The following is a 26,135-nucleotide window of genomic DNA, read 5'->3' as shown; positions in this document are numbered from 1 at the left end:
AAGCTCCTTAACGTGAGAGAGGCAAAGGTGCACGGTCCGAGATCAAGCGGGCCTCGCGCAACGCCTGCCAGAAGGCTGCTGGAATCTGTTCAGACAACGCCGCGACGTCTTCGGCAATCCGCCCCGGACGACTGGCGCCAGGAATCACCGCTGCCACTGCCGGATGGGCCAGTGAAAACTGTAGCGCAGCGGCCTTGATACTGACGCCAAACGCCTGGGCAATTGCCTTGATCTGCTCGACCTTGGCAATGATCGCCGGGCCGGCTTGCTGGTATTCAAAGTGCGCACCGCCAGCGAGGATGCCGGAGCTGTACGGGCCACCGACAACGATCTCGACCTGCTGGGCGTGGGCCGCGTCCATCAGGCGCTGCAAGGCGCGGTCGTGGTCCAGCAGCGTATAGCGACCCGCCAGCAGAAAACCATCAGGCTGGGCTTCGGCCAGGTCCAGGGTCAACTCGCAAGGCTCGACACGATTGACGCCCAGCCCCCAGGCCTTGATCACTCCTTGCTCGCGCAAACGGGTGAGTACTTTGAAGGCACCAGTGCGGGCCTGGTTGAAGTATTCCAGCCATTGGTCGCCGTAAAAATCCTGGGCGATGTCGTGAACCCACACGATGTCCAGGCGATCGGTTTGCAGGCGTGTCAGGCTGTCTTCAATGGAGCGCAGGGTGGCGTCGGCGCTGTAGTCATTGATTATTTTATTGGGCCGGCCGTGTTCGAATACGCCGCTTTTTTCGCCAAGGTCACGGGCGGTTTCTTCGACTTCATCGAGAATCACCCGGCCGACCTTGGTGCTGAGCACGTAGTCGTCGCGGTGATAGTTGGACAGCGCTTGGCCCAGGCGAATTTCCGACAGGCCCGAGCCGTAGAACGGCGCGGTATCGAAGTAACGCACGCCCTGGTTCCAGGCGGCCTGGACGGTGGCCTGGGCTTCTGCTTCGGGGATGGCGCGGAACATATTGCCCAAGGGGGCGGTGCCAAAGCCCAGTACGCCGGGCAGTGTGTCTTTCAAGCTCATGGTGGTTCCTCAATCGGTGCGAGGTCGCTGTGACCGTTGAGCAGATGCTAGATTGCGCAGATCAGACCGTCCAAGACATACTGCGACCAACTTGAGTCCTTGAAGGTCTTACATGATTGATCTACGCCAGTTGCGCTACTTCGAAGTGGTGGCCGAAGAAGAACACGTCGGCGGCGCCGCCGAGCGCTTGCACATTTCCCAATCGCCCCTGAGTCGGCAGATCGCCCAGCTCGAGGAACGCCTGGGCCTGACCCTGTTCGAGCGCAGCCAGCAGCGCATCCGCCTGACCCGCGACGGCCAGACCTTCCTGGCCGAAACCAAGGCCCTGCTGACCCACGCCAACCGCCTGGAGTCCCTGGGCAAGCGCCTGGGCCGTGGTGAAGAAGGCGGTTTGTGCATCGGTTATATCGAGAACGCCATGCACGCCGGTGTCCTGCCCAATGCCTTGCGCATACTGCGCGACGATAGGCCCGCCGTGCACATCAAGCTGTATAACCTGCCCTCCCTGGAACAACTGGAAGGTTTGCGCCAACGCAGCCTGGACATCGCCCTGGTGGGCGAACCACCTGCCGCCGACGACCCGGACCTGACCGCCTGGCAAGTCCTCGATGACCCGATGCTGCTGGCCCTGCCCGAACAGCATCCGCTGGTTCAACAACATGAACTGTTACCCGAGCACCTGGCCGACCAACAATGGATCGGCGTGCAGCGCAAACCTGGCGCCAACCCGGCCGATGATTTCGTCGCCGCCTGTATCCGTGCCGGTTTCACCCCGCAAATCCCCATGGAGGCCAGCGAGCCCTTTACCGCACTGGGCCTGGTGGCGTCCGGGCTGGGGGTGGCGATGGTGCAAAAAGGCCTGAGCCGCAACGCACCGCCAGGCGTAGTGTTGCGCGAGCTGCCGTGGCTGGACTACACCACACCGCTGTGGGCGGCATGGCACCGCGTCAACTTGAGGCCGTTGGTGGAAACCTTTCGCAAAGTGCTGACCGAACCTGAGGCTATCTGACTGACGTCTCACAGGGTGTCTATGCCGGGTGATGATTTTGTGAGCAACGCAGAACCAGTGTGGGAGCTGGCTTGCCTGCGATAGCGGTGGTTCAGTTGAAGATTCAGTGACTGACACACCGCCTTCGCGGGCAAGCCCCCTCCCACATTGGGTCAGGAATCAGAGTGCTTCGCGCAACCGATACCACAACATCCCCAACGCCAGCAGTGGCGAGCGCAGCGCCTTGCCACCGGGAAAGGTCATGTGCGGCACCTGGCTGAAGATATCCAGGCCCTGGCTTGCACCCGCATGTACCCCTTCGGCCAGCAGCCGTGCGCACCAATGCGTCACGTTCAAGCCGTGACCGGAATAGCCTTGGGCATAGAACACATTGGGGTACTGCTTGAGCCGCCCGACCTGGGGAAAGCGGTTGGCGGTGATGCCAATCTTGCCACCCCACTGGAACTCGATAGCCGTGTTGGCCAACTGTGGGAACACCTTGAGCATTTTCGGGCGCATGTACGCGGCGATGTCCTGGGGGTCGCGCCCCGAGTAGTGGCAGGCACCGCCGAACAACAGGCGCCGGTCGGCAGTCAGCCGGTAGTAATCCAGGCCGACTTTCTGGTCGCACAGCGCCAGGTTCCGCGGGATCAACTGCTGGGCTACTGGTTCAGGCAGTGGCTCGGTGGCGATGATGTAGCTGCCCGCCGGCAGCACCTTGCCGCTCAAGCGCGGCTCCAGTTCCTCAAGATGGGCATTGCATGCCAGCACCAGGTTGGCTGCGCGCACGCTGCCGCCTGCGCAGCGCACTTGCACCGTCTCGCCATGGATCAGCTCCAGCACCGGGCTGTGCTCAAAGATGCGCACCCCAAGGGCCTCGGCCGCACGCGCTTCACCCAAAACTAGGTTAAGCGGGTGCAGATGCCCGGAACCCATGTCGACCAGGCCGCCGGCATACACCGTAGAGCCCACCACCTGTGCCATGTCTTGTGGGCCGACCAGCCGCGTTTCATGGGCATACCCCATGGCCGCCAGGTGCGCCTGTTCGCCCTTGAACGCGGCAAACTGCGCCGGGGTGTTAGCCAGTTCGCAAAAGCCCCAGCGCAGGTCACAGTCGATGCCGTGCTCGGCAATGCGCTGGCCCACCAGAGCGACCGAGTCGATACCGGCCCGCTCCATATAGCGCACGCCCTCCTCGCCCACGTATTTGGCAAACCCGGAGACATCATGGCCGATACCCCGAATTAATTGCCCGCCATTGCGCCCGCTGGCGCCCCAACCGATGCGGCGCGCCTCCAGCAGGATCACCGAAAGCCCGCGCTGGGCCAGTTCAATGGCGGTGTTGACCCCGGTGAAACCGCCGCCGATCACACACACATCGGCGCTCAGGTCTGCCTCAAGTGCGGGCCGCTGCACCATGGCATTCGCCGAAGCGCGGTAATAGGACGGGGCATGTTCATTGGACTGCATCATCGGTTGGACTTCACTTTGCTCCAGGCGCGGGTCATCACGCGCATGGTCGCCGGCGTGGGCGTGGTGGAAATATAGAGTTTGTCGAGAACCTCCTGGGGCGGATACACCTCAGGGTTGTTCACCAGTTCCGGTGCCATGAACGGCTTGGCGGCCGGGTTGGCGTTGGCATAGCCCACCGAGGCGCTGACCTTGGCAATCACCTCAGGCTCCAGCAGGTCGTTGATGAACGCATGGGCTTCTTTAGGGTTGCTCGCGTCGGCCGGAATCGCCAACAGGTCGAACCACAGGTTGGAGCCTTCCTTGGGGATCGAATACGCAATGTTCACCCCGTTCTTGGCTTCCTTGGCGCGGTTGGCGGCCTGGAACACATCGCCGGAATAACCGAAGGCCACGCAGATATTGCCGTTGGCAAGGTCGGAGATGTACTTGGAAGAGTGGAAATAGGTGATGTACGGCCGCAGCGTGAGCAACTTGGCTTCGGCCTGCTTGTAGTCCTCGGCATTCTCGCTGCGTGGGTCCTTGCCCATGTAGTTGAGGATCGCCGGGAACAGCTCATCCGCTGAATCGAGGAAGGCCACGCCGCACTCATGCAGCTTCTTGATGTTTTCCGGCTCGAACAACACCGCCCACGAGTCGATGCGGTCGATGCCCAGCACTTGCTTGACCTTGTCGACGTTGTAGCCAATGCCATTGGTGCCCCACAGGTACGGCACCGAGTGCGCATTACCGGGGTCGTTCTGTTCCAGTAACTTGAGCAGCTTGGGGTCCAGGTTCTTGAAGTTGGGCAACTGCGCGCGGTCAAGCTTGAGGAACGCGCCGGCCTTCACCTGGCGCGCCAGGAAGTGGTTGGACGGCACCACCACGTCATACCCGGTGCGCCCGGCCAGCAACTTGCCCTCCAGGGTTTCGTTGGAGTCGAACACATCGTAGATCACCTTGATGCCGGTCTTGGCCTGGAAATCCGCCAAGGTGGTCTCGCCAATGTAATCGGTCCAGTTGTAGACACTCACCGTCGGCGCCGCCTGACCGGCACCGCTGAACGCCGCGACCAGGGCCAGTGGAAGAAGCTTGTTCACAAGACGCATATCGTCACCCCTCTTATGCTTGTTTTCAGACGCTCAACAGCAGGAACTCGCGCTCCCAGGAACTGATCACCCGCTTGAAATTCTCATGCTCGGCGCGCTTGACCGCGACGTAGCCGCGCACGAATTTTTCGCCCAGGTACTGCTTGACCGTGTCGCAATCCTCCATGCGCGCCAGCGCATCTTCGAGGGTGAACGGCAGGCGCAGGTTGCGGCGTTCATAGGCGCGGCCTTCCACCGGGGCACTGGGTTCGATGTGCTCGATCATGCCCAGATAACCGCACAACAGGCTCGCGGCAATGGCCAGGTACGGGTTTGCATCGGCCCCTGGCAGGCGGTTTTCCACGCGCATCGCCTCCGGGCTGGACGTGGGTACGCGCAGGCCGACGGTGCGATTTTCTTCGCCCCATTCGACGTTGACCGGCGCCGAGGTGTCCGGCAAAAAACGCCGAAACGAGTTCACGTTGGGGGCAAACATCGGCAGCAGCTTGGGGATGTACTTCTGCAGGCCGCCGATGTGATGCAGGAACAACGGGCTCATGTTGCCGTCGGCATCGACGAACACCGGTTTGCCGGTAGCGATTTCGACCACGCTCTGGTGCAGGTGCATGGCGCTGCCGGGCTCGTCGGCCACCGGCTTGGCCATGAAGGTGGCGGCGACGTTGTGCTTGAGGGCGGCCTCGCGCAAGGTGCGCTTGAACACCGTGATCTGGTCGGCCAGGTCCAGGGCGTCGCCATGGCGGAAGTTGATTTCCATCTGCGCCGGGCCGTCTTCGTGGATCAGGGTGTCGAGGTCCAGGCCCTGGGCTTCGCACCAGTCATAGACATCTTCGAACAGCGGGTCGAATTCGTTGGCGGCATCGATCGAGAACGACTGGCGCCCGGTTTCGGCACGGCCAGAACGGCCAATCGGGGTCTTCAAGGGCAGGTCCGGATCTTCGCAGCGCTGGGTCAGGTAGAACTCCATTTCCGGCGCGACAATCGGCTGCCAGCCTTGGTCGGTATAGAGCTGCAGGACTTTCTTCAACACATTGCGCGGCGACAGTTCGATCGGGTTGCCCTGCTTGTCGAAGGTGTCGTGGATCACGATGGCGGTGGGCTCGATGGCCCACGGCACTACGTAAGTGGCGTTGGCGACCGGGCGGCAAATCATGTCGATATCGGCCGGGTCCAGCAGGTCGTAATAGATATCGTCGTCGACAAAGTCCCCGGTTACCGTTTGCAGCAACACACTTTCCGGCAGGCGCATGCCTCGCTCATGCAGGAACTTGTTGGTGGGTGCAATCTTGCCGCGTGCGATGCCAGTCAAGTCACTGATCACGCATTCGACTTCGGTAATCTTGTGTTCTTTCAGCCAGGTGGACAGCTGATCGAAGGGGGCGTTCATAAGGACCTCGTCTTGGGCGGGATGCGACGCTGGGTTGTACTCCCAGCGCATTGAGGTCTATCTTGGGCCAGCCTTGAAACGGCATCTATCCACTTTGCACGCGGCACAACGCACCAATAGAGTGCGCACGGATCACCATGACACAGGCAACCGCTTTGCGCGTACAGGCCTTCGCCACCGGCGATGTGGCCGCCCAATGCAGTGCGACACCCGGCTGGGTGCAGCAGTACCAGCAGATGTCCCCCGGGCATTTTGCCGGGCAGGTGCGCTACCTCGACCTGCACGGGGTGCAGGTCTACGAAGAGTGCATGAACACCCGGGTGGAGCAGCATTTCAACGCACCTGCCGGCGCCCTGGCGTTCTGTTTCGACGCCAGTGACAACGCGCTGTACCTGCTCAATGGCGAAAGCCGCAACACCTGGATCACCCCGGTCAACTACCGCGAAGTGGCCGTGGTGTTCGGCCCGCAGTTTGTCCAGCGCCACGGCCTGGATATGGCCAAGCTCGAAGGCCTGTTCATGGCACCGCTGAGCTGCCAACAGAACGCGCTGTTCACCCGCTGGCTCAGTGGCACGCTCACGCGCTTGTCCGCACTCACCGACCCCATCAGCCGCGATGCCCTCACCCAGCAACTGCTCGACGACTGCCTGTTTATCCTCGATAACGCCTGCGTGTGCCTGGACGGCAGTTCATTGCAAAAGCGCAATGAAGAACGCCAATTGATGGCGCGCATCGGCGAATGGGCGGCGGATGCGCCGGATGAAACCGCCAACCTGTTGGAACTGGCGCAGATTGCGGGGGTGCCGTTGCGCCAATTGCAGCAAGGGTTCAAGACCTACACGGGGATAAGCCCGGCGCAGTGGTTGCGGTTGCGCCGCTTGAACGGGGCGCGGCGGGAGTTGCTGAGCACGACCGACACCACGGTGGCCGAGGTCGCGATGAATTGGTCGTTCTGGCATTTGGGGCGGTTTTCAAACAGCTACCGGGCGCTTTTTCAGGAGCTGCCCAGCGAAACCCTGAAACGCTCCAGCTGAAAAAACACGCTTGACCTTGTGGGAGGGACAGACCAAACCGTCCCTCCCTTGAACCTCAATCAGGGCTGCGCGTTCAAAAAAGTGGAGATCAGTTGATTGACCTGCTCCGCCGCCTCCAGCTGCACCATATGCCCCTGCCCCGGCAATACATGCACCTGAGCCTGCAGCCCTTGGGCGTGACTTGCCGGGATGATCGCATCGTCACTGCCCCAGATCACCAGGCTCGGCTGGCGGCCCACCTCGCTGCGAAGATCCAGCATCTGCCGCCCGCCATCGAACAGCTTGTGATCGAGCTGGCGCAACGCTTGATCCACCCCTTCCAGGCGCTTGAATTTGAGCATGTCCTCCAGCATCTGCCGCGTCACCAACGCAGGGTTACTGAACAGTTGAGTCAATGGCGGCTTGAGCGCGTTACGGTTGTTGGCTTCGACAAAACCTCGCAGGTAATCGCCGTTGATATCGGCACCCAGACCGGCGCTGGCGATCAAGGTGATGGAGGCGATACGTGCAGGCGCCAGGCTGGCGACGGTGAGGGTCACCAGCCCACCCATGGAGTGGCCGGCCAAATGCACACGGTCGAGCGCCAGGTGGTCGAGCAATGCCAGTACGGCATGACTGAGTTCGGCAGCGTCTCCCGTTTGCAGAGACTTGCCCGACTCCCCGTGCCCCGGCAGGTCCAGGGCAATCACCCGGCGTTCGGCGGCCAGGGCCGGTTGATTGAACAGCCAGTTGTTCAGATCGCCCCCGAAGCCGTGCACCAACACCAGCGGCGTGCCGCCCTCGCCCATGTCCAGATAACGCAGCAAGCGCCCGCCTACCTCGACTTTTTGTGCGCTGGGGCCGGCCTCTTTGGCTTCGGCGGCACTGGAGACGAACCCGGCGTTGAAGCTTTCGATCACGCTATCGATCTGAGCCTCTGTCGCCTCGCCCTCCACCACAATTCCCAGTAGAGCGCCCACCGGCAGGGTTTCATCACTGAGCGCCAGTACCCGACGCAGCACGCCGCTAAAAGGCGCCTCGACACTGCTGGAGATCTTGTCGGTCTCCACGTCCAGCACTTCCTCGCCCTTTTCCACTCGGTCGCCGGGTTGTTTGAGCCAGACATCGATGCGGCCCTCGGTCATCGACAGGCCCCATTTGGGCATGGTCAGGGTATGAATCATGCGGCGGTCCTCTTGTCGGCGATCTTCATCACGGCGGCCTCGATCTTCGCGGCGTTGGGGATGTACAGGTCTTCCAGTGCATCGGAAAACGGCACCGGGGTGTGCGGCGCGGTGACCATCTCGATGGGAGCGCGCAGGAAAGCGAACCCCCGCTGGGCCACCAGGGCACTGATGTCGGTGGCGACCGAGCAGCGTGGGTTGGATTCGTCGATCACCACCAGGCGCCCGGTTTTCTCGACGCTTTCAAGGATGCTGTCTTCATCCAGCGGGCTGGTGGTGCGCAGGTCCAGCACTTCACAATCAATGCCTTGACGCGCCAGGTTGGCCGCAGCCTCCAGGGCGATATGCAGCATGCGGCCGTAGGTCACCAGCGTCACATCCTTGCCCTCACGCACAAAGTTGGCTTCGCCAAACGGGACCGTGTACAGCTCTTGCGGTACGTCGCCCTGCATGCCGTAGAGCATTTTGTGCTCAAGGAAAATCACCGGGTCATTGTCGCGGATTGCCTGGATCAACATGCCCTTGGCGTCGTAGGGCGTGGCCGGGCATACCACCTTGAGGCCGGGGATATGCGTCCACATGGAGGTGAGCATTTGCGAATGCTGGGCAGCCGCCCGCAAACCGGCGCCGTACATGGCACGGATCACCAGCGGTGTAGTGGTTTTGCCACCGAACATATAGCGGAACTTGGCAGCCTGGTTGAGCAACTGGTCCAGGCAGCAGCCGATGAAGTCGACGAACATCAATTCGCACACTGGGCGCATGCCACGGGTAGCGGCGCCCACCGCCATGCCCACGTAGCCGACCTCAGACAACGGTGCGTCCAGCACGCGCCCGGGAAATTGCGGGTGCAAGCCCTTGGTCACGCCGAGCACGCCGCCCCATGCGTCCTGCTCACCGGGGGAACCGGTGCCACCGGCCACATCCTGACCGATGATGAATACGCTCTGGTCACGGCCCATCTCTTGAGCCAAGGCCTCATTGATCGCCTGCTGATAGCTGATTTTACGAGCCATTAGATTCTCTCCACGTCTTGTTTTTATAGGGTTGGTATCAGCGGTAGGCCACGTAAACGTCGCTTAGCAGGTCGGCGGCCTGGGGCTTGGGATCGGTTTTGGCCAGGCGTACGGCGTCTTCGATCAATTGCGCCACTTCACCGTCGATGCGCTCGAACTGCGCTGCATCCAGCCAGCCTTCGGCATGGCAGCGCTGACGGAACAAGGCCAGGCAATCGGCGTTTTCACGCAGGTTTTTCACTTCGTCAGCGCCGCGATAGGTTTGCGCATCGCCCTCGAAGTGCCCATAGAAACGGCTGAGCTTGACCTCGACCAGCGTTGGCCCGTCGCCTTGGCGCGCCCGCTCCACAGCAACGCCGAGTGCTTCATGCACCGCGAAAAAATCATTGCCGTGGACGATCACCCCCGGCATACCAAACCCGGCGGCGCGCTCAGCGATGTCTTTGCAGGCCACCGACCAACCGGCGCCAGTGGCCTCGGCATAACCGTTGTTTTCGGCGACAAACAGACACGGCAGCTGCATGATCGACGCCAGGTTCATCGCTTCGAACACGGCACCTTCGTTGGAGCCACCGTCGCCAAAAAATGCCACTGCCACGCCCTGGCTCCCCTTGAGCTTGGCAGCCAGCGCCGCCCCCGCGGCCAACGGTGCGCCGGCACCGACAATGCCGTTGGCGCCGAGCATGCCTTTCTCTTGGTCGGCGATGTGCATGGAGCCGCCCTTGCCGCCGCACACGCCGGTTTTCTTGCCATAGATTTCGGCCATCATGCCGAACACGTCGACGCCCTTGGCGATGCAGTGTCCGTGGCCGCGGTGGTTGGACGCGATGCAATCATCGTCATTGAGGTGCGCCATGACGCCAGCGGCGCAGGCTTCCTGACCGGCATACAGGTGAACGAAACCGGGGATCTCGCCGGTGGCGAACTCCACATGCAGGCGTTCTTCGAAATCGCGGATGGTGCGCATCACGGTGTAGGCATGCAGTAACTGATCGGTGCACAGGTGGGTGGACATCTTGTTGTTCTCCAGGTTGTCTCGACGCACAAAAAACTGGCTGCGGCCAGTGCCAAGCTGTTCAGCACAGCTTGTGCCAACCGTCGAGAAAACCTGGCAAAGCCTTGATCCAGAGCCGTGCAACACAGCGATGCCCAGGCAAGTGGTCGACTAAATGTGAGACGCAACCACGCAGTTCGACCCTTGAGTCTCAGCGGCATGAGACGCAGCGTCTCAATGCAGGCGTTGGTCAGGGTGCCCTTGTCCGTGGGCACACATGCGCGCTTAATGACGCGCATAACAACAAAGCTTGAGAACCGGAGGCTTTATGCTCGCCATGAACTCCAGGGAGCATGTCGACTGTGTCAGCCGCGTGGTCCGCAATGCCGAGCGCCTGCCCCAGGCGCCCGTGCCGTCGCTGATCTTCGATTCGTGGCGGCGGTCCATGGAGCAACACCGCCTGGACCCCGGCTCCCTGCAAGGTCCACGTATCCTCAGCGAACCCTTGCTCAAGGAATGCCGCGAGCGCGCCGAGCTGTTCATGCGCATCGCCGGCGAAGAAGTCGCACAGTTGCACCATCGCGTGCGCCATGCCGACTACTGCGTGATGCTCACCGACGCCCAGGGCCAGACCATCGATCACCGTGTCGATGCGAGCATTCGCACCGACTGCCGCAAGGCCGGCCTTTACCTGGGCACCTGCTGGTCGGAAGCCGAGGAAGGCACCTGCGGCGTGGCCACGGTGCTGACCAGTAAAACGGCGGTAACGGTGCACAAGCGTGATCACTTTCGCGCAGCGTTTATCGGCCTGACGTGTTCGGCTGCGCCCATCTTCGACCCGCAGGGCCACCTGTTGGGTGTGCTGGATGTCTCGGCGCTCAAGTCGCCGGATGACCGCGGCAGCCAGCACCTGATAAGGCAGATGGTGGCGCAGAGCGCCCAGGCCATCGAAAACGCTTTTTTCATGCACAGCGCCCGGCAGCACTGGGTGTTACAAGCCCATAGCACTCCAGGCTTTGTCGACAGCCAACCCGACCTGCTGCTGGCCTGGGACCAGGACGGACGTCTGCACGCCTTGAACAGCAAGGCGCGTCAAGCCCTGCGCTTGCGCTTTGGCCAGCTGCCTGAGCATATCGGCGAAGTGTTCGATGTGGATGCATTGCGTGCAGCCACTGATCAGTCAACCCGGCAGTTGCACTGGCTGGGCAAGCCCGACGCGGTACACGTGAGGGTCAATGCACCCCGACGCCCCTCGGTTCGGGCGCTGCCAGAGACTCAAGTCGACCCGCGGATCCAGGAGCACCTGCGCTTGGCTGCGCGGGTCAAGGACCGCAACCTGCCCGTGCTGGTGCAAGGTGAAACCGGCGTCGGCAAAGAAGTCTTCGCCCGCCAGTTGCACGAGCACAGCGCGCGCCGGCACGGGCCGTTTGTGGCGGTGAACTGCGCGGCGATTCCGGAGAGCCTGATTGAAAGCGAGCTGTTCGGCTATTCGCCCGGCGCCTTCACCGGAGCCTCCAGCAAAGGCATGAGCGGGCTGCTACTGCAAGCCGAAGGCGGTACGTTGTTCCTCGACGAAATCGGCGATATGCCGTTGGCGTTGCAGACACGGTTGCTGCGGGTGCTGGCCGAGGGTGAAGTCGCGCCGTTGGGCGCAGCGAAAACCCGCGTGGTGAACATTCAGGTGATCTGCGCCAGCCACCGCGATTTGGCGGCGCTGGTCAGCGCGGGCCGATTCCGTGAAGACCTGTACTTTCGCCTGGGTTGTGCGCGCTTCTGCCTGCCGCCGTTGCGCGAACGCACCGATAAGCTGGCCCTGATCAATCGGCTGTTGGAGCAAGAGGCGCGTAACAGTGGCGTGTCGTTGGGCATCGGCCAGGCCACACTGCAATTGCTACTGGGTTATGCGTGGCCGGGCAATGTGCGGCAACTGCGGCATGTGCTGGCGTACGCCTGTGCGGTGTGCGAAGGCACTACGCTGCAAGTGGTGGATTTGCCGATTGAAATCCGGGGCGAGCAGCCTCAAGGGCTGGAAGAGCAAAGCGCCAGCCCCGAGCGTCAAATGGTTCTGGATGCGTTGATTCGCCATCGCTGGAAACCCTCGCCTGCGGCACAGGCCCTGGGGATTTCAAGGGCAACCCTGTACCGACGCGTGAACCAACTGGGTATTGATATGCCCGGCAAAACCCACTGATACAAGGGATCGACTCCCACGCAGGCGAGTCGACCACGCTGTCAGCGGTAGACCAGGCCACCGTCGATCAACGGCGCCTGCCCGGTCATATAGTCTGCGTCCGGGCCTGCCAGAAATGCCACAAACCCCGCCACATCCTCCGGCGTTTGCGCACGGCCCAAGGCAATCCCATCCACGTACTGCTTGTAGGTTGCCCCCACCTGCGCCCCGGTAATCTCGGCCATGCGCTTGTCGATCTCAACCCACATATCGGTGCCCACCACACCGGGGCAATAGGCGTTTACCGTGATCCCCGCGCTCGCCAGTTCCTTGGCCGCCGCCTGGGTCAAGGCGCGCACCGCGAATTTGCTCGCCGAGTAGACCCCTAACAGCGCAAAGCCTTCATGCCCTGCGATTGAACAAGCATTGATGATTTTGCCCTTGTGCTTGAGCGCCTTGAATTTGTTGGCGGCCGCCTGGATCCCCCACAGCACGCCCTTGACGTTGATATCCAGGGTGCGCTCGACCTGCTGCGGGCTGACATCGAGCAATGAGTCGATCTGCGCCACTCCGGCGTTATTGACGATGATGTCGAATCCGCCCAGCGTCTGGTGGGCATGCTCTACCGCAGCCGTCACCTGTTCGCGTCTGGATACATCAGCGATGAACACAGAGGCTTTGCGGCCGGTGGCGACGATTTCGGCGGCCACGGCGTTGAGCTTGGCGCCGTCAATGTCCACCAACGCGACATCGGCGCCGTCCTGTGCAAGGCGCATGGCAATAGCCCGGCCTATGCCCTGCCCGGCGCCGGTGACCAGCGCGACTTTACCTGCGATACCCATGACAATCTCCTGAAACGATGAGGGGAGCCTTGTCTATCGCAAGCCGGCGCCTGGCTGTCGAGCCGCAACAGGATCGGCATCGGAGCTGAGACGGGTTGTCTCGCCGTGCGAACCTTGCGCGAAAGCTTGTAAAAGGCCGCGCTTATGCCTAGCTTAGGCGCCCCCCGCCCAGCGCTTTAAGGCCTTGCCCCATGGTTTTGCGTTTTCGCCCCGTCGTCACTTCACGTTTCGCCCTCGGCCTGTTGCTCAGTGGCGGCATCGGCAGCAGCCTGGCCGCCGAGATCGAGTTGCCGACGGTAAAGGTTCAGGGCCAGGATGAGTCGGGCTACCGCAGTGAAACCGCGTCGGTGGGCGGCTTTGATGAAGCGCCGCTGTTGGACACCCCCGCCTCGATCACCGTGATCAACGCCGCGCTGATCAAGGACCAGCAGGCACGCTTGCTCAGTGAAGTGCTGCGCAACGATGCCTCAGTGGGCGACAGTTATGCGCCTATCGGTTATTACGAGAATTTCGTGGTGCGTGGCTTTTCGCTGAACGCGGCCAGCAGTTACAAGATCAATGGGCGCACCATCACCGGCGAGCAGAACGTCGCGCTGGAAAACAAGCAGCAGGTGGAAGTGCTCAAGGGCCTGGCCGGTTTGCAGAGCGGCATTTCCGAGCCCAGCGGGGTGATCAACTACGTGACCAAACGCCCCCAGGATGTGCGCTCGGTGACGGTGTCCACTGATGATCGTGGCAGTGGTTACATCGCCACCGATGTCGGCGGCTGGTTTGGCAGCGAGCAGCAGTTCGGCCTGCGCGCCAACGTCGCCCATGAAGACCTCAACTCCTATGTGGAACACGCCAACGGCCAGCGCGATTTCGTGTCCCTGGCCTTTGACTGGAACATCAGCCCCGACGCCGTGCTGCAACTGGACGCCGAATACCAGAACAAGCAACAGCGTTCGGTACCGGGGTATCAACTGCTGGGGGGCACCGAAGTGCCCCACGGTGCTTCACCGAAGAAGCTGTTGGGGCACCAGACGGGCGGCAAGCAGGTCGGGATTGATTCGCTGAACCTCAACGGCAAGTTCGAGTACCGTTTCAGCGATCAGTGGAAAGGCAGTGTCAGCGCGGCGCGTAGCAAGGTGGTGATTGATGACTACAGCTCGTTTGCCTGGGGTTGCTATGGTTCGGCCAGTTGCAGTGCCGCCAGCGTGCCGAACTACTTCAGCCCCGAAGGCAATTACGACGTCTACGACTACCGCAGCCCGGACGACACTCGCCGCGACGACGAAATCCAGGCGGCCATGACCGGCCTCTTCGACACCGCCGGCATCGGCCACGAACTGACCTTTGGCACCAGCGCGTTTCGCCGGGTGATCGACAAGCGTGAGTCGGTCAACGACCCCATCGGCAGCGGTAATATCAATCAGGATACGCCAAGCTTCGAACCTACCAAAAAACCGCTGAACGACAGCCACCGCAACCTCGACAGCCGCCAGTACGGCCTGTTCGTCACCGACCGCATCCGCTTCAACGAGCAATGGCAAACCATTCTGGGCGGGCGTGAAGTGCGCCTGGATGAAAAGGCTTTCGACGAGAACGGCACTGAGTCACGGCATACCCAGCGGTACGTGTTCCTTCCCCAGGCCTCGCTGATCTATAAGCCGATTGAGAACATTTCGCTGTACACCAGCTATAGCAAAGGCCTTTCTCTGGGCGGTGAAGCACCGTGGACAACCACCAATGACGGCGAAACACTCGCCCCTACCGTCTCGCGCCAGCTCGAAGCCGGGGTGAAATACGACTGGCGCCGTATCAGCTTCGCCGCCGCCGTGTTCCAGACGCGCCAGGCTTACCAGTACGCCAAACCCGAAGGTGACACGTTCAACTACGTGCAGCAGGGCCAGCAAAAAAACACCGGCATTGAATTGTCCGCCAACGGCTGGGCCACCGACCGTCTGCAGATCGCCACCAGCGTGGCCGCGATCCGAGCGCGGGTGAGCGGCAGCGGCACGCCGGCGTACGAAGGCCATCAGGCGATCAACGTGCCCAAGCTGCGCGCCAGCGTGTACGCCGACTACGCCCTGCCCTGGGTCAACGGCCTGGCGGTATTGGGCGGCGTGCAATACAGCGCCAAGAAGTCCGCCAATCGCACCGGCAATGTGGAAGTGGGCGACTACGCGGTGGTCAACGTCGGTAGCCGCTACACCACCAAGGTCGATGGCTACGAAACGGTGTTTCGCCTGAGCGTCGATAACCTGTTCGACAAGCGCTACTGGCGCGACGCCGGCGAATACATGGGTGATGACTACCTGTTCCAGGGCGCACCGTTGACCGCGCGCCTGAGCGCGTCGGTCAACTTCTGAATAGCCGCGACGTGGCCAGCCACAACGCCGCCAAAGCGCACACCAACAGGCTCCAGCCAAGATCCTGGGACCAGGTCACCAAGGCCAGCCCGCCACCAATCACCAGGTAGTACAGCAAGCCAAACAGGGCGGCGGCGGTGCCAAGGCGGTCACGGTAATCGACCAGGGCCGCCCCCAGCACGTTGGGAATCGCCATGCCGAAGGCCAGCACCACCAACAGCATCGGCCACACCAACAGCCAACTGTGCTGCAGGGCCAACACCAACAGGCTCCCCGCCACGGTCACCGCGGCGGCGACAACCACCAACCGCTCGCCGCTCCACCCATGCTTGAGCAAGGCTTTGTTCAGCCATGCACCCGAGCCGGAGCCCAGCGCCAGCAGCACACCGCTGTAACCAAACTCGGCGGTGGAACGCCCCTGCTGCGCGAAGATAAACGGCCCCACGCTGTAATAGCTGAACAGCGCAATATTGAACGCCGCGACCAACCCGACCGAGCGCCATACTCCGGCATCCTTGAGCATCAGGCCGAGCGTCTGGCCAAGGGCGGCGGTGGGCAGCGATGCCGGACGGGTCTCCGGTAAGGCCCACCAACACCAGCCCCATAACACCCCCGCGAGCATCAGCAACGTGCAGAGCACACCGCGGTAACCGAAAAACTCCACCAGGCTCGCACCGCTGAACAAGCCGACAGCAGGACTGGCGGCCAGCGCAACGCCCATCACGGAAAACACCTGGGCCAGTTCGGCACCGTGGAAACGGTCACGCAGCACTGTCTGCGTGACCACCGACCCCACGGCCGCACCCAATGCCGCGCAGGCCTGGGCCAGCAGCAAGGCGTTGAATGTCGTCGCAGTCAAGGCCAGCGCCGAAGCGCCCACATAGACTGCCAGCCCCATCAGCATCACCGGCCGCCGCCCCAAACGATCACTCAACCGGCCCCACACCACCACGCCCAGGGCGAAGGCGAGGAAATACACCGACAAGGTCTGCCCCGCTCGCTCGGGCGCGACATCAAAGGCCCGGCCGATATCGCCCAAGGCCGGGCTGTAAAGGGTCTGGGCCAACTGCGGGAACATCAGCAGGGCCATGGTCAGCGCCAGCAATTTTTTAAACGTCATCACAAGATCCCTCCATAAACACAACGGACGGATTCTAGGGCGCGCCAGCTGGGCTATTATCCAGACTTCGACACTTTATCCATCAAATCGGACAACCCATGGCCTGGCTTGCCGCTACCGCGTCTTTCAACCCCGATGTTTACTCAGCGCCCGTGATCGGCATCGCGGCGGTGTTGGGCAATCACGATTCGGGCCTGCATGTGCACCAGCGCGGGCAACTGCTGTTCACCCAGCAAGGTTGCACGCGCATCACCCTGGACAATCAACTGTGCCTGTTGCCACCTAGCCGCGCAGCCTGGATCCCCAGCGGCCTGCCCCATCGTGCGGTGATGCAGCAGGCGGTGGACTATCGGTCGGTGTATGTGAGTGCGGCCCTGGCCGAGCAATTACCGGCCCAGGTGCGGGTGATCGAAGTGAGTGCCTTGCTCAGGGCAGTGCTGGAGCCCATGGCCCTGGCGCCGTTCGAGACTGATTGGCAGGCGGGTCGCTATGCCCATTTGTTGGGGCTGTGCCTGGATGAAATCCGCCACGCAGCCGCACAACCCATGCTGCTGCCGTTGCCACGGGACAAGCGCCTGGCGCCGCTGCTAGCCCAGCTCGACCGCCTGCCCCCCACGCTGCAGGACCTGGAACAGCACATTGGCGCCAGCACCAAGACCATCGGCCGGATTTTCCTCAAGGAAACCGGCCTGGGGTATCAGCAATGGCGCCAACAGTGGCGTCTGATGCGGGTGATCGAACTGCTCGCCACCGGGCGCAGCCTGGGCTACTGCGCCTTTGAACTGGGCTTTGCCAGCGACAGTGCACTGATCGCCTTTTTCAAAGGCATGACCGGCACCACGCCGCGCAGCTATTTCAAAGCCAACTGAAGGCCTTACTTGGGCATCTTGCGAAAACCCACCGCCAGGCGGTTCCAGCTGTTGATGGTGGCGATGGCGACGCTCAGGTCGACTTGTTCCTGGGGGCTGAATTGGGCGGCCAGTGCGTCGAAGTCTTCATCCGGGGCGTGGGTCTGGCTGAGCAGGGTCAGGCTTTCGGCCCAAGCCAGGGCGGCGCGCTCGCGCGGGGTGAAGAACGGGGTTTCACGCCAGGCCGACACGGTGTACAGGCGCCGCTCGGTTTCGCCGCCCTTGCGTGCATCGGCGGTGTGCATGTCCAGGCAGAACGCGCAGCCGTTGATCTGCGATACGCGCAGGCGCACCAGTTCCAGCAGTGGCAGTTCGATGGAGAGTTTGCCGACTGCCGCTTCCAGGGCGAGCATGGCTTTCATGGCGTCTGGGGAAGCGGTGTAGAAATCGGTACGGGTTTGCATGGTGTTGCTCCAGGACAGTGGGATTGGTGAGCAGGTTAGTCACCCCGGCGTCCTGGAGAAATAGCCAATCCTGGCGAAGAACAGGTGACCAATCTACAGGCCGCGGTTCCTCAGCCACTGGATGAAGCCCTTCTTGACCGGTACCACGGGCGCGTCTTCGGTCAGGGCCTGGGCGGCATGGCGGCGGAAGTCCAGCAGCGCCTTCATGGCTTCACCGATATCATGCCGGGCGTCCAGGCACGGCTTGAGGTATTCGTTTTCGATGCGGTAGAGCGTGCAGTAGGTCTTGGCCGAAAAATCCGCCAGCGCCGCCTGGTCGGAGAGAATGCCGGACTCACCGATCACCTCCCCCGGGCCCATGCGCCCTGCCTCGAACGTGTGCCCGTCCTTGATCAACAGCACCGAGACCACGCCGGACTCGATGATGAACAGGTGATCGCTGACCTCCCCCGCCGCCAGGATCATCTCACCGGCGCGGTAGGTGTGCAGGGTCATGTTCTGGCTGAAGGTGTCTTTTTCTTCCTGGCGCAAGGTGGAGAAGATCGTCGAGCGCTCCAGCAAGGCGCGGGCGCCAGACACCGCAGGCGGCGTGCTGCCTTCGGTGGCGGACAACAGGCCCACGCCCGCCGCCTGCAAATGCCGGTAGGCCAGGTCGTAAAGCTGGTTGCGGGTTTCGCGCTTGAGGCCCATGGCCGGCACAAAGCCGCTGATCTCATACTCCACGCCACTGCCGGTGGACGCCTTGAACGCGACGCTGGGCGCCGGCTGGGCCAGCAACGGCCGGCAGCCCTGCATCGCACGTTCCAGCGCTTCGATCACGGTTTGCGGGCGCGCATGGGGGCTCACTTGCAGGCTGACCGCCAGGCCGAACATGTCTGCCGGGCGCGAGAAGTTGATGATCTTGGCCTTGGCCGCCAGGGAGTTGGGGATCACCGCCAGGCTGCCCTGGGAGGTTTGCAGGCGCGTGGCGCGCCAGTCGATGTCGGTGACGCGGCCTTCGGTGCCGTCGATGGAGATCCAGTCATCGATCTGGTAAGGCTTGGTGGTATTGAGGACGATCCCGGAAAACACATCGCTCAGGGTGCTTTGCAAGGCCAGGCCGACGATGATCGCCACGGCGCCGGAGGTGGCCAGCACGCCCTTGACCGGCAGGTCGAGCACGTAGGCCATGGCGGCGATGATCGCAATGAGGAAAATCACCGCGCCCATCAGGTCCTGCAACAAGCGCCCGGTATGGCCGACCCGCTGCATCATCACTGCGCCGAGCAATACCGTGAGGGTACGCGCCGCAAACAGCCACCAGCCGATCTGCAATGCCGTGGCGGCCAGGTGCAAGGTGGTGTCATCGGCATAGGGCGCCGCCTGCATGGGGTTCATGCCGTCGTTGAACAATACGGCACTGAACACCGCAAAGATCACTAGCCGCGCTGCGAGTTTCCAGTTGGCAAGGTTTGGGGAAATAAGGCGCCACACGGCGATGTCGATCAGGATCAACGCCACGGCGCACAGCATCGGGTGATCAGCGATAAATGAGGGCATCCAGGCGACTCCAGGGCGAATGCCGAGAAGATCGCATGAAATCAGAACCCTGGAAACAAAATGTGGGAGCTGGCTTGCCTGCGATGCACACACCGCGGTGTATCAGCTACACCATGATGATGCTATCGCAGGCAAGCCAGCTCCCACAGGGGGTGGCGGTGAACCGTCAGGCGTGCATTTGCCCGAATTTTCCCGACTGGAAGTCGGCAAATGCCTGGTGAATCTCCTGCTCGGTGTTCATCACGAACGGACCGTGGCCGACGATGGGCTCGTCGATGGGTTCGCCGCTGAGCAGCAGCACCTTGGCGTCGTCGTTGGACTCCAGGGTCAGTCGCTTACCGTCGCGCTCGAACAGCGCCAACTGCCCCTGGCGTGCGACCTCCTCGCCGTTGATCAACAACGTGCCGCTGAGCACCACCAAAGCGGTGTTACGCCCGGCGTGCAGGTCCAGCGTGACCGCTTTACCGGCGTTGAGGCGCAAGTCCCACACGTCTATCGGCGTGAAGGTGCGGGCCGGGCCTTGAGTACCGGCAAATTCCCCGGCGATCAGGCGCAGGTGGCCAGCGTCGTTCGCCAATGGCAGCACCGGAATGTCACCATCGACGATGGTCTGGTAACCGGCATCCGCCATTTTGTCCTTGGCCGGCAGGTTGACCCACAGTTGCACCATCTCCAGTGCGCCGCCACTACGAGCGAAGTCTTGGGAGTGAAACTCTTCGTGCAGGATCCCTTTGGCTGCGGTCATCCATTGCACATCGCCCGGGCCGATTTTGCCGCCGGCACCGGTAGAATCGCGGTGCTCGACTTCGCCGTTGTAGACGATGGTCACGGTTTCAAAACCGCGATGCGGGTGCTGGCCGACGCCGCGACGTTGTTCAGTCGGGGTGAATTCGGCCGGACCTGCGTGATCCAGCAACAGGAATGGGCTGATGTGCTTGCCCATGGTGTCGTAGGAAAACAGCGTGCGTACCGGAAAGCCATCACCGACCCAGTGGGCGCGGGGGCTGGTGTAGATACCAATCAGCTTTTTCATGGTGTACCTCCAAAGTGAGTACACCTTAAATCGCCTCACCCTTGAGCACTAGCCGGTAAAAATGGCCCTGATCGTTCTATATATAGGACAGCGTTTTAACCTGGCGTTGGCGCAGCAGTTGAAAGGCAACCAGTGCCGACAGTGCAAGCCCGGCCTGGATAATGATCATCGGCGCGGCACTGCCATCGCGTAACTGGCTCAGCAGCAACCCGCTGCACGTGGCGCCGAACATCTGTGCAAATCCCATGAGCCCGGCGGCTAAACCCGCACGGTGCGCATTGGGCATCACGGCCCCGGTAACGGATCCCGGCAGCACCAGGCCGCCGCCGAGCGTGACCAGGGCGATGGGAATATCCAGCCCCACTACCGACAACCCGAACACCAGGTAAATCGCCAGGGCTGCCACCCCGCCCACCGCCACCATCTTCACACCCATCGCCACAATGCGCTGCGGCCCCAGGCGCTGAATGTTACGCCGGGTGTAGGTGGAGCCGACGATCAGCATCGACACAATCAGCCCGAAGTTGAGCCCGTACTCAAGGCTGCTGAACCCCAGCAGATTGATAAACACCGCCGATGAACCCGCGATCACCGCAAACATCGCGCCATAGGTACACGCCAGGGCCACCGCGTAAGCACGGTACTGGCGCCCCTTGAGCAGATCCAGATACTGCCCGCCGAGGGTGCGCCAGTGTGCGGCCCTGGGATCGAGGTGATGATTGCTCTCGCGAAAGAACAGCAGCGCCAGCAATAACACCAGGCTGCCGATCACCAACGCCAGGGCGATGGGCGCACGCCACCCCAGTAATTTGATCAGCAAGCCCCCTGCTATCGGCGCAACGACGATGGCATACAACATGCCGATCATCGTCAGCGCCAGGGCCGGGCCTGCCTCGGCTTTCCACACATCGCGCACCACGGTGCGCGCTAGTACCAGCGCGGCGCACGCGCCCAGGCCTTGCAACACCCGAGCGGCGATAAACTGCTGGATGTCGGTGACCAGCAGCATCGCCAGCGTCGCCACTACGTAGAGCGCCAGGCCCCCGATCAAGACTGGCCGCCGGCCGATGCGATCCGACAGCGGCCCGAACAGTAGCTGCCCCAGGCCAAACGCAGCAACGAACGCCGACAGCGCCATCAGTGCCGAGCCTTGCGGCGCCTGCAGCGCGTGCTCGATGGCACCCAGGCCGGGGATGATCAGTTGCGTCGAGACTTCACCCAATGCGGTGAGGGCAACCAGCAAGAACAGCAAGCTGCGTGAGGGTGCCGGGGCGTTTGCCATGGGGAATATCCGGGGGCTGGATTAATTTATATTTCGACCATAATATGAGCAAAAAATTATGTCCATAATTTTTTGCCCTATGGTCACCCTGGAGTTCGTCATGCCCCCTCTCCCCCTGCGCCTTCTCACGCCCCTGGCTCTGCTGGTGGTCCTCAGTGGTTGTAACAGCAAGGCCGACAGCGCCGCCCAGGCGCCCACATCGCGCCCGGTGCTGGCCGTCAAAGTCGAAGCAGCCGGCACCCAGCAAAGCGCTTATACCGGCGTGGTGGCGGCACGCACTGAAAGTGACCTGGGCTTTCGGGTCAGCGGCAAGGTGATCGAGCGCAAGGTCGACCCCGGCCAGCACGTCTCCCGTGGTGACACCCTGTTGGTGCTGGACATCGGCGACTTCGAACTGGCGCTGCGCTCGGCCAAGAACCGCGTCAACGCCGCCCAGGCCCAACTGCGCCAGCGCCGTGATGATGAAAACCGTTACCAGCGCCTGGCCAGTACCGGCGCGGTGTCGCGGCAGATCTTCGACCAGTCGGCCACCAACCTGCGCGTCGCCCAGGCCGAACTGGCCGCGGCGCAATCGGACGCCAGCCAGATCGAAAACCGTCGCACTTATTCGGTCCTCAAGGCCGATGGCGACGGCATCATCACCGACGTGCTGGCCGATCGCGGCCAAGTGGTGGCCGAAGGGCAAATCGTGGCACGCCTGGCCCATGACGGCGCCCGCGAAGCCATCGTCAACCTGCCGGAAAACCGGCGTGACCTGGCCGCGCAAAAAGCCCTGGCGTTGCCCTTTGGCGCAGCGGACCAGGCCGTGACCGCCACCCTGCGCGAACTGTCCGCCAGCGCCGACCCGGTCACCCGCACCTACCGCGCACGTTATGTGCTGCAGGGTCCGGTCGAGCGGTTCGCCCTCGGCTCCACCATCACCGTACGCCTGCAAGGCAATGGCCAGCCGCTGCAAACCCGCGTGCCGATTGGCGCCTTGCAGGATGCGGGGCAAGGCACGGGCGTCTGGCTGATTGGCGATGACCAAAAGATCAGCTTCGCCCCAGTGAAGGTCGCCAGCCTCGGCCAGGAAGACGCCTTGCTCGACAGCGGCGTAACACCCGGCCAAACCATCGTCGCCCTCGGCGCTCACCTGCTGCACAGCGGCGACACGGTGCGCTTGCTGCCCGCCCAGGCGCTGGCCCTCAACCGTCAGCAGGACCAATGAGTATGCGCGGGATCAACCTCTCCGAACTGGCCGTCAAACACCGCGCCGTCACCCTGTTTTTGCTGATCGCGATCCTCGTCGCCGGGGTCTTCGCGTTCGGCAAGCTGGGGCGCGCCGAAGACCCTTCGTTTACCGTCAAGGTCATGACCATCACCGCCGCCTGGCCCGGCGCCACCGCCCAGGAGATGCAGGAGCAAGTGGCCGACCGCCTGGAAAAACGCCTGCAGGAACTGGACTACTACGACCGCGTCGAGACCATCGCCCAGCCAGGCTTTGTGTCGATGCGCATGACCTTCCTGGAGTCCACACGCCCGAGCGAAATCCAGGAACTGTTCTACCAGACCCGCAAAAAACTCAGCGACGAAGCCACGCGCCTGCCCAAGGGCGTGATCGGGCCGTTTTTCAACGATGAGTATTCCGACGTGTACTTTGCGTTGTACGCCCTGGAAGCCGAACACCTGCCCCATCGCCAACAAGTGCAAATGGCCGAGGAGCTGCGCCAGGGTTTGCTCAACCTGCCAGGGGTGAAGAAGGTCAATATCCTTGGCGAACAGGCCCAACGCGTGTTTGTGGAGTTTTCCTATGAGCGCCTGGCAACCCTGGGCATCAAGCCCGAACAGATCTTCACCGCCCTCGCCGCACAAAACGCCGTGGCGCCCTCAGGCTTCGTCGAAACGGCGGGCGCCCGCGCTTATATCCGCATCGACGGCGCGTTCGACAGCCTGGCCTTGATCGAGAACGTGCCCCTGCAAGTCAATGGCCGCGTATTGCGCATCGCCGATGTGGCCACCGTGAGCCGCGGTTATGAAGACCCGCCCAGTTATCGCATCCGCCATCAGGGCGACCCGGCGTTGATGCTGGGCGTGATCATGGAGAAGCACTGGAACGGCCTGGAATTGGACAAGAGCCTGCAAGCCGAAGAAGCGCGGATTCAGGCCGACCTGCCCCTGGGCGTGAACTTCGCCAAGGTCTCCGACCAGGCGAAAAACATCAGCCTGGCAGTCAATGAATTCATGCTCAAATTCTTCGTCGCCCTGGCGGTGGTGATGCTGATCAGCCTATTGGCCCTGGGCTTTCGCGTGGGGCTGGTGGTGGCGGCGGCCGTGCCGCTGACGCTGTCGATCGTGTTCGTGATCATGCTGGTCACGGGCCGCGAATTCGACCGCGTGACCCTCGGGGCATTGATCATCTCCCTGGGCCTGTTGGTGGACGACGCGATCATTGCCATCGAGATGATGGTGGTCAAACTCGAAGAAGGCTTTGACCGCATCCACGCGGCCACCTACGCCTGGAGCTCCACGGCGGCGCCGATGCTGACCGGCACCCTGGTCACCATCATCGGCTTTCTGCCGGTTGGGTTTGCGCGCTCCGGGGCGGGTGAATACGCCGGCAATATCTTCTGGATAGTGGGTTTCGCGCTGATTTCATCCTGGCTGGTGGCCGTGGTGTTCACGCCCTACCTGGGCGTGAAGTTGTTGCCGCAGATCAAGCCAGTGCCCGGCGGGCATGATGCGATTTATGCCGGGCGCTACTACCAGAAACTGCGCAGCCTGGTGGAGGCTTGCGTGCGCGGGCGCTGGCTGGTGACCGGGCTGGTGGTGGCCGCGTTCGTGGTGTGCGGCCTGGGTATGGCGGTGGTGAAGAAACAGTTCTTCCCGGACTCCGACCGCTCGGAACTGATTCTGGAAGTGTATATGCCACCCGGCAGCGCCTTCAAAAGCACCGAAGCCGTGGCGGCGCAGGTGGAGAAGGCGCTGTTGCAAGAGCCGCAGACCAGTATGGTCGACACCTATGTGGGGGGCGGTGCACCGCGGTTTTTCCTATCGTTGAACCCAGAAATGCCCGACCCGGCGTTTGCCAAATTGATTGTGCAAACCCCGGATTCCCACGCCCGCGACGCACTGAAACTGCGGATGCGCGAGCGCATTGCAGCAGGCGAATTTTCGTCGGCGCGGGTACGGGTCACGCAGCTCGTCTTCGGACCGCCGGTGCCGTTCCCGGTGGTGTTCCGCGTCTCCGGGCCGGACCTGAATGTGCTGCGCGGGCTGTCTGAAGACGTGCGTCAGGTTGTGGCTGGCAACACGCTGACCAGGGACACCTTCCTCGAATGGGGCGAACGTGCCAGCGGTTATCGCCTGGTGCTGGACCAGGATCGCTTGCGCTTGCTGGGTTTTACCCCCGACGAGGTCAAGTCCCAACTCAACGCCCTGCTCAGCGGCAACCCGATCACCGAAGTGCGCGAAGGCAACCGCACCGTCTCAGTGGTGGCCCGCGCCCAAGGCAGCCAACGCGAAGACCTGGCCAACCTCAACAACATGACGCTGACCAACAGCGCCGGTACGTCGGTGCCGCTGGCCCAGGTCGGGCATTTCCAGGCGGTAATGGAAGAGCCGATCCTCAAGCGCCGCGACCGCGCCACCACCGTGGAAGTGCGCGCCGACATCATCGACGGCGTACAACCGCCCGATGTGGAAATGGCCGTGTACAAAGACCTGCAGCCACTGATCGCCAAACTGCCCAGCGGGTACAAAATCGACATCGGCGGCCCGGTTGAGGAAAGCGCCAAGGCCAACGTCGCCCTGGCGGCGCTGTTCCCGATCATGATCCTGCTGACCCTCACGGTGATCATGTTCCAGGTGCGCTCGTTCGGCGTGATGTTCATGGTGTTCGCTACCGCGCCTTTGGGCCTGATTGGCGCAGTGCCGACCTTGTTGCTGTTCAACCAGCCGTTCGGCTTCAACGCAATTCTCGGGCTGATCGGCATCGGCGGCATCCTGATGCGCAACACGCTAATCTTCACCGACCAGATCCGCCAGAACCAGGACCACGGCATGGCGATTCGCGAGGCCATCATCGAAGCCACGGTGCGGCGTGCGCGGCCGGTGATCCTTACCGCACTGGCGGCGGCGTTGGCGTTTATTCCACTGACACTGTCGGTGTTCTGGTCGTCGCTGGCCTATGTGCTGATTGGCGGCGTATTGGTGGGCACGGTGTTGACGCTGTTGTTTTTGCCCGCACTGTGCAGTCTGGTGCTGCGCGATAAGGTTACTGAAACGTCCCACGTAACTGCCGGATAAGCTCTACTCCCCTCCCCTGTAAACCTCTGCAAAGTCCCTCGCCTGAT

20 protein-coding genes are annotated in these 26,135 nt (G+C 62.4%); 7 read left to right on the top strand and 13 right to left on the bottom strand.

The genetic code is table 11. The features are described 5' to 3' along the window. Positions 1 to 7 precede the first annotated feature (7 nt). Complete coding sequence (locus AB9N64_RS01035) at positions 8 to 1,018, bottom strand: aldo/keto reductase (protein WP_014718140.1); 1,011 nt, start codon at positions 1,016 to 1,018, stop codon at positions 8 to 10. A 112-nt stretch (positions 1,019 to 1,130) separates the two neighbouring features. On the opposite strand from AB9N64_RS01035, the gene AB9N64_RS01030 reads away from it, so the two are divergent. Then, positions 1,131 to 2,027, top strand: a complete 897-nt coding sequence (locus AB9N64_RS01030; protein WP_371359856.1) for a LysR substrate-binding domain-containing protein — start codon at positions 1,131 to 1,133, stop codon at positions 2,025 to 2,027. A gap of 159 nt (positions 2,028 to 2,186) precedes the next feature. Here the strand turns inward: AB9N64_RS01030 and AB9N64_RS01025 are convergent, their stop codons facing one another. From AB9N64_RS01025 to AB9N64_RS01015, 3 genes are read right to left on the bottom strand one after another with little or no spacing between them, the layout of a single operon-like run. Further along, complete coding sequence (locus tag AB9N64_RS01025) at positions 2,187 to 3,479, bottom strand: FAD-binding oxidoreductase (RefSeq protein WP_014718138.1); 1,293 nt, start codon at positions 3,477 to 3,479, stop codon at positions 2,187 to 2,189. Continuing rightward, complete coding sequence (locus tag AB9N64_RS01020; RefSeq protein WP_060767324.1) at positions 3,476 to 4,564, bottom strand: polyamine ABC transporter substrate-binding protein; 1,089 nt, start codon at positions 4,562 to 4,564, stop codon at positions 3,476 to 3,478. The genes AB9N64_RS01025 and AB9N64_RS01020 overlap by 4 nt, the downstream gene beginning before the upstream one ends. Before the next feature lie 25 nt (positions 4,565 to 4,589). Then, positions 4,590 to 5,948, bottom strand: a complete 1,359-nt coding sequence (locus AB9N64_RS01015) for a glutamine synthetase family protein (protein WP_014718136.1) — start codon at positions 5,946 to 5,948, stop codon at positions 4,590 to 4,592. Between the two features lie 137 nt (positions 5,949 to 6,085). Here AB9N64_RS01015 and AB9N64_RS01010 point away from each other — a divergent pair, with 137 nt between their 5' ends. Beyond that, positions 6,086 to 6,982 carry a helix-turn-helix domain-containing protein gene (locus tag AB9N64_RS01010; RefSeq protein WP_032903529.1) on the top strand — a complete coding sequence of 299 codons (897 nt, stop codon included), beginning with the start codon at positions 6,086 to 6,088 and terminating at the stop codon, positions 6,980 to 6,982. A gap of 59 nt (positions 6,983 to 7,041) precedes the next feature. Here AB9N64_RS01010 and AB9N64_RS01005 read toward each other — a convergent pair whose 3' ends face one another. The 3 genes from AB9N64_RS01005 to AB9N64_RS00995 are packed head-to-tail and all read right to left on the bottom strand — an operon-like array spanning position 7,042 to position 10,176. After that, entirely contained in the window at positions 7,042 to 8,145 is a 1,104-nt protein-coding gene (locus AB9N64_RS01005; RefSeq protein ID WP_003190667.1) for an acetoin dehydrogenase dihydrolipoyllysine-residue acetyltransferase subunit, read from the bottom strand. Then, positions 8,142 to 9,161 (bottom strand): alpha-ketoacid dehydrogenase subunit beta, encoded by a 1,020-nt coding sequence (locus AB9N64_RS01000; protein WP_003190665.1) that lies wholly within the window; start codon positions 9,159 to 9,161, stop codon positions 8,142 to 8,144. Before AB9N64_RS01000 ends, AB9N64_RS01005 begins: the two co-directional genes overlap by 4 nt. A gap of 37 nt (positions 9,162 to 9,198) precedes the next feature. Beyond that, the gene (locus AB9N64_RS00995) at positions 9,199 to 10,176 is read right to left on the bottom strand and encodes a thiamine pyrophosphate-dependent dehydrogenase E1 component subunit alpha (protein WP_371359855.1); all 978 of its coding nucleotides are present in this window, start codon (positions 10,174 to 10,176) and stop codon (positions 9,199 to 9,201) included. A 307-nt stretch (positions 10,177 to 10,483) separates the two neighbouring features. On the opposite strand from AB9N64_RS00995, the gene AB9N64_RS00990 reads away from it, so the two are divergent. Further along, complete coding sequence (locus AB9N64_RS00990; RefSeq protein WP_014718133.1) at positions 10,484 to 12,346, top strand: sigma-54-dependent Fis family transcriptional regulator; 1,863 nt, start codon at positions 10,484 to 10,486, stop codon at positions 12,344 to 12,346. Positions 12,347 to 12,387: 41 nt separating this feature from the next. Here AB9N64_RS00990 and AB9N64_RS00985 read toward each other — a convergent pair whose 3' ends face one another. Beyond that, the gene (locus AB9N64_RS00985; protein ID WP_003190660.1) at positions 12,388 to 13,167 is read right to left on the bottom strand and encodes an acetoin reductase; all 780 of its coding nucleotides are present in this window, start codon (positions 13,165 to 13,167) and stop codon (positions 12,388 to 12,390) included. A 191-nt stretch (positions 13,168 to 13,358) separates the two neighbouring features. Between AB9N64_RS00985 and AB9N64_RS00980 the strand changes: the two genes are divergently transcribed. Continuing rightward, the gene (locus AB9N64_RS00980; RefSeq protein ID WP_371359854.1) at positions 13,359 to 15,518 is read left to right on the top strand and encodes a TonB-dependent siderophore receptor; all 2,160 of its coding nucleotides are present in this window, start codon (positions 13,359 to 13,361) and stop codon (positions 15,516 to 15,518) included. Here AB9N64_RS00980 and AB9N64_RS00975 read toward each other — a convergent pair. Further along, positions 15,508 to 16,638 (bottom strand): MFS transporter, encoded by a 1,131-nt coding sequence (locus AB9N64_RS00975; protein WP_371359853.1) that lies wholly within the window; start codon positions 16,636 to 16,638, stop codon positions 15,508 to 15,510. The genes AB9N64_RS00980 and AB9N64_RS00975 overlap by 11 nt on opposite strands. 98 nt (positions 16,639 to 16,736) lie before the next feature. Here AB9N64_RS00975 and AB9N64_RS00970 point away from each other — a divergent pair, with 98 nt between their 5' ends. Next, entirely contained in the window at positions 16,737 to 17,507 is a 771-nt protein-coding gene (locus AB9N64_RS00970; protein ID WP_038449861.1) for a helix-turn-helix domain-containing protein, read from the top strand. A gap of 5 nt (positions 17,508 to 17,512) precedes the next feature. On the opposite strand, the gene AB9N64_RS00965 is transcribed toward AB9N64_RS00970, so the two are convergent. The 4 genes from AB9N64_RS00965 to AB9N64_RS00950 form a co-directional block, all read right to left on the bottom strand. Further along, a complete protein-coding gene (locus AB9N64_RS00965; RefSeq protein ID WP_003190655.1) occupies positions 17,513 to 17,950 on the bottom strand; it encodes a carboxymuconolactone decarboxylase family protein in 438 nt (145 codons plus the stop codon). A 93-nt stretch (positions 17,951 to 18,043) separates the two neighbouring features. Beyond that, positions 18,044 to 19,489 carry a mechanosensitive ion channel family protein gene (locus AB9N64_RS00960; protein WP_014718127.1) on the bottom strand — a complete coding sequence of 482 codons (1,446 nt, stop codon included), beginning with the start codon at positions 19,487 to 19,489 and terminating at the stop codon, positions 18,044 to 18,046. Between the two features lie 166 nt (positions 19,490 to 19,655). Continuing rightward, the gene (locus AB9N64_RS00955) at positions 19,656 to 20,522 is read right to left on the bottom strand and encodes a pirin family protein (protein WP_371359852.1); all 867 of its coding nucleotides are present in this window, start codon (positions 20,520 to 20,522) and stop codon (positions 19,656 to 19,658) included. Between the two features lie 76 nt (positions 20,523 to 20,598). After that, positions 20,599 to 21,804, bottom strand: a complete 1,206-nt coding sequence (locus tag AB9N64_RS00950; protein ID WP_371359851.1) for a multidrug effflux MFS transporter — start codon at positions 21,802 to 21,804, stop codon at positions 20,599 to 20,601. A gap of 100 nt (positions 21,805 to 21,904) precedes the next feature. On the opposite strand from AB9N64_RS00950, the gene AB9N64_RS00945 reads away from it, so the two are divergent. Both AB9N64_RS00945 and AB9N64_RS00940 read left to right on the top strand, forming a co-directional pair. Beyond that, positions 21,905 to 23,011, top strand: a complete 1,107-nt coding sequence (locus AB9N64_RS00945) for an efflux RND transporter periplasmic adaptor subunit (RefSeq protein WP_014718124.1) — start codon at positions 21,905 to 21,907, stop codon at positions 23,009 to 23,011. A gap of 2 nt (positions 23,012 to 23,013) precedes the next feature. Beyond that, positions 23,014 to 26,088 carry an efflux RND transporter permease subunit gene (locus AB9N64_RS00940; RefSeq protein ID WP_014718123.1) on the top strand — a complete coding sequence of 1,025 codons (3,075 nt, stop codon included), beginning with the start codon at positions 23,014 to 23,016 and terminating at the stop codon, positions 26,086 to 26,088. Positions 26,089 to 26,135: the final 47 nt, after the last annotated feature.

It is taken from the genome of Pseudomonas sp. KT_2_4 (assembly GCF_041410225.1).
In the GTDB taxonomy this organism is placed as follows: domain Bacteria; phylum Pseudomonadota; class Gammaproteobacteria; order Pseudomonadales; family Pseudomonadaceae; genus Aquipseudomonas; species Aquipseudomonas paracarnis.
The sequence above is the reverse complement of the archived record's forward strand: the minus strand, read 5'-3'. Positions and strand labels throughout refer to the sequence as shown.

Excerpts from the sequence above, each read along its gene's own strand:
- AB9N64_RS01035 (WP_014718140.1), bottom strand. The coding sequence starts at position 1,018 with ATGAGCTTGAAAGACACACTGCCCGGCGTACTGGGCTTTGGCACCGCC.
- AB9N64_RS01030 (WP_371359856.1), top strand. The coding sequence starts at position 1,131 with ATGATTGATCTACGCCAGTTGCGCTACTTCGAAGTGGTGGCCGAAGAA.
- AB9N64_RS01025 (WP_014718138.1), bottom strand. The coding sequence starts at position 3,479 with ATGATGCAGTCCAATGAACATGCCCCGTCCTATTACCGCGCTTCGGCG.
- AB9N64_RS01020 (WP_060767324.1), bottom strand. The coding sequence starts at position 4,564 with ATGCGTCTTGTGAACAAGCTTCTTCCACTGGCCCTGGTCGCGGCGTTC.
- AB9N64_RS01015 (WP_014718136.1), bottom strand. The coding sequence starts at position 5,948 with ATGAACGCCCCCTTCGATCAGCTGTCCACCTGGCTGAAAGAACACAAG.
- AB9N64_RS01010 (WP_032903529.1), top strand. The coding sequence starts at position 6,086 with ATGACACAGGCAACCGCTTTGCGCGTACAGGCCTTCGCCACCGGCGAT.
- AB9N64_RS01005 (WP_003190667.1), bottom strand. The coding sequence starts at position 8,145 with ATGATTCATACCCTGACCATGCCCAAATGGGGCCTGTCGATGACCGAG.
- AB9N64_RS01000 (WP_003190665.1), bottom strand. The coding sequence starts at position 9,161 with ATGGCTCGTAAAATCAGCTATCAGCAGGCGATCAATGAGGCCTTGGCT.
- AB9N64_RS00995 (WP_371359855.1), bottom strand. The coding sequence starts at position 10,176 with ATGTCCACCCACCTGTGCACCGATCAGTTACTGCATGCCTACACCGTG.
- AB9N64_RS00990 (WP_014718133.1), top strand. The coding sequence starts at position 10,484 with ATGCTCGCCATGAACTCCAGGGAGCATGTCGACTGTGTCAGCCGCGTG.
- AB9N64_RS00985 (WP_003190660.1), bottom strand. The coding sequence starts at position 13,167 with ATGGGTATCGCAGGTAAAGTCGCGCTGGTCACCGGCGCCGGGCAGGGC.
- AB9N64_RS00980 (WP_371359854.1), top strand. The coding sequence starts at position 13,359 with ATGGTTTTGCGTTTTCGCCCCGTCGTCACTTCACGTTTCGCCCTCGGC.
- AB9N64_RS00975 (WP_371359853.1), bottom strand. The coding sequence starts at position 16,638 with ATGACGTTTAAAAAATTGCTGGCGCTGACCATGGCCCTGCTGATGTTC.
- AB9N64_RS00970 (WP_038449861.1), top strand. The coding sequence starts at position 16,737 with ATGGCCTGGCTTGCCGCTACCGCGTCTTTCAACCCCGATGTTTACTCA.
- AB9N64_RS00965 (WP_003190655.1), bottom strand. The coding sequence starts at position 17,950 with ATGCAAACCCGTACCGATTTCTACACCGCTTCCCCAGACGCCATGAAA.
- AB9N64_RS00960 (WP_014718127.1), bottom strand. The coding sequence starts at position 19,489 with ATGCCCTCATTTATCGCTGATCACCCGATGCTGTGCGCCGTGGCGTTG.
- AB9N64_RS00955 (WP_371359852.1), bottom strand. The coding sequence starts at position 20,522 with ATGAAAAAGCTGATTGGTATCTACACCAGCCCCCGCGCCCACTGGGTC.
- AB9N64_RS00950 (WP_371359851.1), bottom strand. The coding sequence starts at position 21,804 with ATGGCAAACGCCCCGGCACCCTCACGCAGCTTGCTGTTCTTGCTGGTT.
- AB9N64_RS00945 (WP_014718124.1), top strand. The coding sequence starts at position 21,905 with ATGCCCCCTCTCCCCCTGCGCCTTCTCACGCCCCTGGCTCTGCTGGTG.
- AB9N64_RS00940 (WP_014718123.1), top strand. The coding sequence starts at position 23,014 with ATGCGCGGGATCAACCTCTCCGAACTGGCCGTCAAACACCGCGCCGTC.